At 72.4% G+C, this 5736-nt stretch carries 6 protein-coding genes; 3 read left to right on the top strand and 3 right to left on the bottom strand.

Translation table 11 applies throughout. The features are described 5' to 3' along the window. Positions 1–50: 50 nt before the first annotated feature. From ACZ7L0_RS08235 to ACZ7L0_RS08225, 3 genes are all read right to left on the bottom strand, one after another. On the bottom strand, positions 51–710 hold the full coding sequence (locus ACZ7L0_RS08235; RefSeq protein ID WP_471241583.1) for a LuxR C-terminal-related transcriptional regulator: 660 nt from the start codon (positions 708–710) through the stop codon (positions 51–53). Between the two features lie 174 nt (positions 711–884). Then, positions 885–2249 carry a sensor histidine kinase gene (locus ACZ7L0_RS08230; protein WP_471241582.1) on the bottom strand — a complete coding sequence of 455 codons (1365 nt, stop codon included), beginning with the start codon at positions 2247–2249 and terminating at the stop codon, positions 885–887. Between the two features lie 130 nt (positions 2250–2379). Then, the gene (locus ACZ7L0_RS08225) at positions 2380–3555 is read right to left on the bottom strand and encodes a sensor histidine kinase (protein ID WP_471241581.1); all 1176 of its coding nucleotides are present in this window, start codon (positions 3553–3555) and stop codon (positions 2380–2382) included. A gap of 227 nt (positions 3556–3782) precedes the next feature. On the opposite strand from ACZ7L0_RS08225, the gene ACZ7L0_RS08220 reads away from it, so the two are divergent. From ACZ7L0_RS08220 to ACZ7L0_RS08210, 3 genes are all read left to right on the top strand, one after another. Beyond that, positions 3783–4187: an NADH-quinone oxidoreductase subunit A gene (locus tag ACZ7L0_RS08220; RefSeq protein ID WP_471241580.1), complete on the top strand. Its 405-nt coding sequence runs from the start codon at positions 3783–3785 to the stop codon at positions 4185–4187. Next, positions 4178–4789, top strand: coding sequence for an NADH-quinone oxidoreductase subunit B (locus tag ACZ7L0_RS08215; RefSeq protein WP_471241579.1), 612 nt, complete (start codon positions 4178–4180; stop codon positions 4787–4789). Before ACZ7L0_RS08220 ends, ACZ7L0_RS08215 begins: the two co-directional genes overlap by 10 nt. Continuing rightward, a partial coding sequence (locus tag ACZ7L0_RS08210) for an NADH-quinone oxidoreductase subunit C (protein WP_471241578.1) occupies positions 4786–5736 on the top strand: 951 nt, incomplete at its 3' end. The genes ACZ7L0_RS08215 and ACZ7L0_RS08210, both read left to right, overlap by 4 nt.

The following is a 5736-nucleotide window of genomic DNA, read 5'->3' as shown; positions in this document are numbered from 1 at the left end:
TTCCCTCGGCCATTCGCATGATGGACGGCGTTTCGAGGAGTGCTCTCCGCTCAGGAGTTCAGGTAGGTGAGGACGGCCAGCACACGCCGGTGATCGCCGTCGCTCTGGGACAGACCGAGCTTGAGGAAGATGTTGCTGACGTGCTTCTCCACGGCTCCGTCGCTGACCACCAGCTGCCTGGCGATCGCCGAGTTCGTGCGGCCCTCGGCCATCAGCCCCAGGACCTCCCGCTCGCGCGGGGTGAGCCCCGCGAGCACGTCCTGCTTGCGGCTGCGCCCGAGCAACTGGGCGACCACCTCGGGGTCCAGGGCCGTACCGCCCCGGGCCACCCGCACCACCGCGTCCACGAACTCGCGGACCTCGGCGACCCGGTCCTTGAGCAGATAGCCGACGCCGTGACTGGAACCGGCCAGCAGTTCGGTGGCGTAGCGCTCCTCCACGTACTGCGACAGCACCAGCACACCGAGCCCGGAGTGTTCCTTGCGCAGCCGTACGGCGGCCCGGACGCCCTCGTCGGTGTGCGTCGGCGGCATCCGTACGTCCGCGACCACGACGTCGGGCAGCATGCCCTGCGCGTCCAGGTCGGCGATGGTCTTGATCAGCGCCTCGGCGTCCCCCACCCCGGCGACGACCTCGTGCCCGCGATCGGTCAGCAACCGGGTCAGGCCCTCCCTGAGCAGCACTGAATCCTCGGCGATGACCACTCGCACCCTGTCCTCCACGATCTTTTGGCCCCCCACAGCCCGTACGGCGTCCCTGTCCGTTCGTACGCAGGTCCGGCCCGTTCGCGGGGCCGGCCCGTTCGTACAAAGGTTCAGCATTCCAGCATTGGGAGCCGCCCGGGCCCGGACGCGGGGATTGCCCGTGTGATCGGGGGTGGGTGGTCAACGGCGCCAGGGCAGTTCCGCCGTCACCCGTGTCGGCCCGCCGGCCGGTGAGTCGACCACGAGGATTCCGTCCACCGCGTCCAGCCGCTCGGCCAGCCCCGCCAGTCCCGAACCGGAGGAGGCGCCGGCTCCGCCGACCCCGTCGTCCACGACCTGGAGCATCAGCCGGTCCTCCGACCGCCACACGTCCACCGTGGCCGACCTGGCCCGGGCGTGCTTGCTGACGTTCTGCAGCAGCTCCGAGACCGTGAAGTAGGCGATCCCCTCGATGGCGGGGGCCGGGCGCTCGGCGAGGTCCACCTCGACCTGGACCGGCACCGTGCAGCGGGAGGCGACCGAGGACAGGGCGGCGTCCAGGCCACGGTCGGTCAGCACGGCCGGGTGGATGCCGCGTGCCAGGTCGCGCAGCTCCTGGAGCGCCGTCTTCACCTCGCCGTGCGCGTCCTCGACCATCCGGGCGGCGGCCCTCGGGTCCTCGGCGAGCTTCTCCTTCGCCAGCCCCAGATCCATGGCCAGCGCCACCAGCCGCGCCTGCGCCCCGTCGTGCAGATCCCGCTCGATGCGCCGCAGGTCGGCCGCCGCCGTGTCCACCACGACACCCCGGTCCGACTCCAGCTCCACCACCCGCTTCGCCAGCCGCGACGGCCCGAGCAGCCCCTGCACCATCAGCCGGTCCACCGTCGTCAGCGCCCGTACGATCCACGGCGTGGCCAGCGTGAACAGCAGCCCGACCAGCGCGGTCACGGTGATCTCGAAGGGGTTGTCCAGGTAGACCCGGTGCTGCGCGTCGCCGTACAGCTGGAGGCCGCCCTGCCCGCCGTACAGCGGGAACACCCAGAACCACAGCGGGTACGTCAGCAGCGCCCAGCCGTAGGTCCAGAAGCTGAGGGCGACGGCGAAGGAGAACACCGCCCACGGGAGGCGCAGCAGCATGAACAGCAGATGCCGCCACGAGACGCCGCTCTTCAGGACCGCGCCCATCCACGCCGCCGCGCCGTGCTTGCGCACCCGCAGCGGCTCCGGGTCGGCCACCTCCAGGCGCAGCAGCCCGCGCGCCCGCGCCCGCTCCAGCGTCCCCAGCCCCCGGCAGCCCGCCAGCGCCCCGGCCAGCACCGGGATGCCGAGGAACGTCACCAGCAGGCCCGCGCCGAGCGCGACCATCGTCACGGCGTAGGTGAAGGTCAGGATGCTGATCGGCAGACTCAGCAGGACGTAGCCGAACTCGCGCCAGGAGCGCGCCTCCAACGGGGCCCGCAGCGCGGCGGGCAGCCGGTGCGGGCGGCGGGGGCGATCCCGGTCGTCCGTGCGGTGGTACCCGGACCCGCTGCGGTGCCCGTATCCCTGTCCGTACTCCGTGGCCATCGCTGTCGTCCCGTTCTCCTCGCCCGGCGGCTGTGTTGCCGTACGTTCAGACTGCTGCGCCGCAGGTCGGCGAGGAATGGAGGCCGTCGGCGTCTTCGCCCGGGGGTTTTCCCCACCCCTCCCAGGGGGCCTAGGGGGCCTGGATCCGGTCCCGCCAGGGCAGCTCGGCGGTGACGGTGGTCGGGCCGCCCGTCGGCGAGTCGACGACGAACAGCCCGTCGACGGCGCCCAGCCGCTCCGCCAGGCCCCGCATGCCGGAGCCGCCGTCCAGGCGCGCACCGCCGTGGCCGTCGTCCCGGACCTGGATCAGCAGCCGGTCCTCCGCCCGCCACACCTCGACCGAGGCCGACTTCGCCCCGCTGTGCTTGCTGATGTTCTGCAGCAGCTCGGAGACGGTGAAATAGGCGATGCCCTCGATGGCGGCGGCCGGCCGCTCGGCGAGCTCGGCGGTCACCTTCACCGGCACGGTGCAGCGGGAGGCGACCGAGGACAGGGCGGCGTCCAGGCCGCGGTCGGTCAGTACGGCCGGGTGGATGCCGCGTGCCAGGTCGCGCAGCTCCTGCAGCGCCAGCTTCACCTCGCCGTGCGCCTCGGCGACCATGACGGCCGCCGAGTCGGGGTCCTCCAGGAGCTTCTCCTTGGCCAGGCCGAGCCCCATCGCCAGGTTGACCAGGCGGGCCTGCGCCCCGTCGTGCAGGTCCCGCTCGATGCGCCGCAGGTCGGCCGCCGCCGTGTCCACCACGACCCCGCGATCGGACTCCAGTTCGGCGATACGGCGTTCGAGTTCGTCGGAGGGCGACAACAGCCCGCGCACCATCGCCCGGTCCGCGTTGGCCAGACCCCGCGCGATGAACGGCAGCACCGGCCACAGCACGAACAGCGAGGCCAGCGTGACGAAGAAGGTGACGATGCCCCAGGGCAAGCGGATGAAGTCGTACAGCATCGTCCGCCAGCCCACCGGGTCCTTCAGCGCCAGCCACAGCCGCTGGAACAGCCCGCCGCTCCTCCTGAGCGGCAGCGGACTCGGCTCCTCCACCCGCACCCCGAGCAGCGCCCGCGCCCGGCCCCGCTCCAGCTTCCCCAGCAGCCGCGCGCCCATCAGGCTCAACGCGAGTATCGGCAGGCCGACCACGGTGATGGTCAGGACGCCGCTGACGAGCAGCACGGTGAAGACATAGGTGAAGCCGACGATCGACGCCGGCAGGTTCGCCAGGAGATGCGCGATCTCCTTCCAGGTGTGCTTGCCGTAGGCGAAACGGGCCGGCGGCAGGCGGTCGTCGTCGGCGGTGGGCGTGGGTGCGGTCATGGGCGCTAGCGTGCCGTGCCCGGCGCCGCCGCGCCATGAGGTCGGCCGCCGCCGTGCACGGGGGAAAACCCCACCCTCGCCGCCCCCGCCCGTCTCGGGCGTGACGGGCTGCTTACGGTGTCTTTATCAGGGCCTAGACTCCCGTGCGTACACATCGTCGAATCACGTCAACCATCAAGGTTCACGGATCACTGAGGGCACCGGGTCAGGGAGCGAGGGGACGGACGTTGCGGGAGACGTTGGGGGACTCGACCGCCGTCGCGGCGGACTACTTCCAGTCCTATTCGGTCGTGGGACTGCTCGCCCTCGTGGGCGTGCTGTTCGTCGCGGTCGCCTTCGGGGCGGGCCACCTGCTGCGGCCGGTCGTCCCCACCCCGGAGAAACTGCTGACCTACGAGTGCGGCGTCGACCCCGTCGGCGAGGGCTGGGCCCACACCCAGGTCCGCTACTACGTCTACGCCTTCCTCTACGTGATCTTCGCGGTCGACTCGATCTTCCTCTTCCCCTGGGCGACGGTCTTCGCCGCCCCCGGCTACGGCGCGACGACCCTGGTGGAGATGTTCATCTTCCTCGGCTTCCTCGCCGTGGGCCTGCTGTACGCATACAAGAAGGGCGTCCTGGCATGGACGTGACCCCCACTCCTTCCGAGCCTGTTCTGCTCCCCGAGCCGAAGCGGCTGGGCGCGCTCGCCCGGCTGGCCCCCGAGCCGATGAAGGTCGTCCTGAACTGGGGCCGCCGCTACTCGCTGTGGGTCTTCAACTTCGGCCTCGCCTGCTGCGCGATCGAGTTCATCGCCGCGTCCATGGCCCGCCACGACTTCATCCGCCTCGGCGTCATCCCCTTCGCACCGGGACCGCGCCAGGCCGACCTGATGGTGGTCTCCGGCACGGTGACCGACAAGATGGCTCCCGCCGTCAAGCGTCTGTACGAGCAGATGCCCGAGCCGAAGTACGTCATCTCCTTCGGCGCCTGCTCCAACTGCGGCGGCCCCTACTGGGACTCGTACTCGGTGACCAAGGGCGTCGACCAGATCATCCCGGTCGACGTCTACGTCCCCGGCTGCCCGCCCCGCCCCGAGGCCCTCCTCCAGGGGATCCTCAAGCTCCAGGAGAAGATCGCCCAGGAGTCGCTCGGCGAACGGTACGGCTCCGGTGGAGCGCCGCGCCCCTCGGCGGCGGCGCTGCAGAGCGGCCTGGTGCGGCCCCCGGCTCCGGGGGAGGGCGACGTCCGATGACCACCGTCGGCTGGCTCCCCGCCCCCGTCGAGGACCTCTTCGGTACGGCGGCCACGGCCGAGGAGTCGTACGAGGTCCTGACCGTCGACGTACCGCCGTCCTCCTGGATCCCCGCACTGGAAACGGCGCGTACGACCCTCTCCTGCACCTACTTCGACTGGCTGAGCGCGGTCGACGAACCGGGCACCGGCTTCCGCGTCTCGGCGCACGTCGTCGCCCTGTACCCGGTCCGCCGCCTGCTGCTGCGCACGACCGTCCCGCACGAGACCCCCGCGCTCGCCTCCGCCGTCGGCGTCTACGCGGGCGCGGCCTGGCACGAACGCGAGACGCACGAGATGTTCGGCGTCCGCTTCGACGGCCACCCCGGCCTGGAGCACCTCCTCCTCCCGGAGACCTTCGAGGGCCACCCCCTGCGCAAGGACTTCGTGCTGGCCGCGCGGGTCGCCAAGGCCTGGCCCGGCGCCAAGGAACCGGGCGAATCCGACCACGGCGGCCCCAAGCGCCGCCAGATGCTCCCCCCGGGCGTCCCCGACCCGAACGAGTGGGGCCCCCTCAAGGGCCAGCTCCCCCCTGCCCCGGCCCGACCGGCCCGGGGCGCGGGCCGCACGGCGGCTCCCGGCGAGCGACCCGCGCGAGCCGCGGGAGAGCGACCGGCACGACGTACGCGCACGGCCGGAGAAGGCTCGGCGAGCCAGGCCCCGGCGACAGAGGCGGCGGCCACTACGGCGGCTCGGGCGGCCGAGGCCGCCGCGGAATCGGTGAGCACGGCAGCCGAGGCCTCGACGGAGACACCGCCCACGACGCCGCGCCGGGCACGCACCGCGACGGAGGGTTCGGCGAGCCGGCGGGCCGACACCGCTCCCGCCGGTCCGCGCCGGTCGCGCAGCGTGAGCGAGGGGTCCGCGACGCAGCGCGCGGAGGAGGCGGCTCCGGCGGAGCCGACGGCG

This window comes from Streptomyces sp. NPDC039424, assembly GCF_055639495.1.
The sequence above is the reverse complement of the archived record's forward strand: the minus strand, read 5'-3'. Positions and strand labels throughout refer to the sequence as shown.

Coding starts and splice junctions, on each gene's coding strand:
- ACZ7L0_RS08225 (WP_471241581.1), bottom strand. CDS start 3,555: ATGACCGCACCCACGCCCACCGCCGACGACGACCGCCTGCCGCCGGCC.
- ACZ7L0_RS08230 (WP_471241582.1), bottom strand. CDS start 2,249: ATGGCCACGGAGTACGGACAGGGATACGGGCACCGCAGCGGGTCCGGG.
- ACZ7L0_RS08215 (WP_471241579.1), top strand. CDS start 4,178: ATGGACGTGACCCCCACTCCTTCCGAGCCTGTTCTGCTCCCCGAGCCG.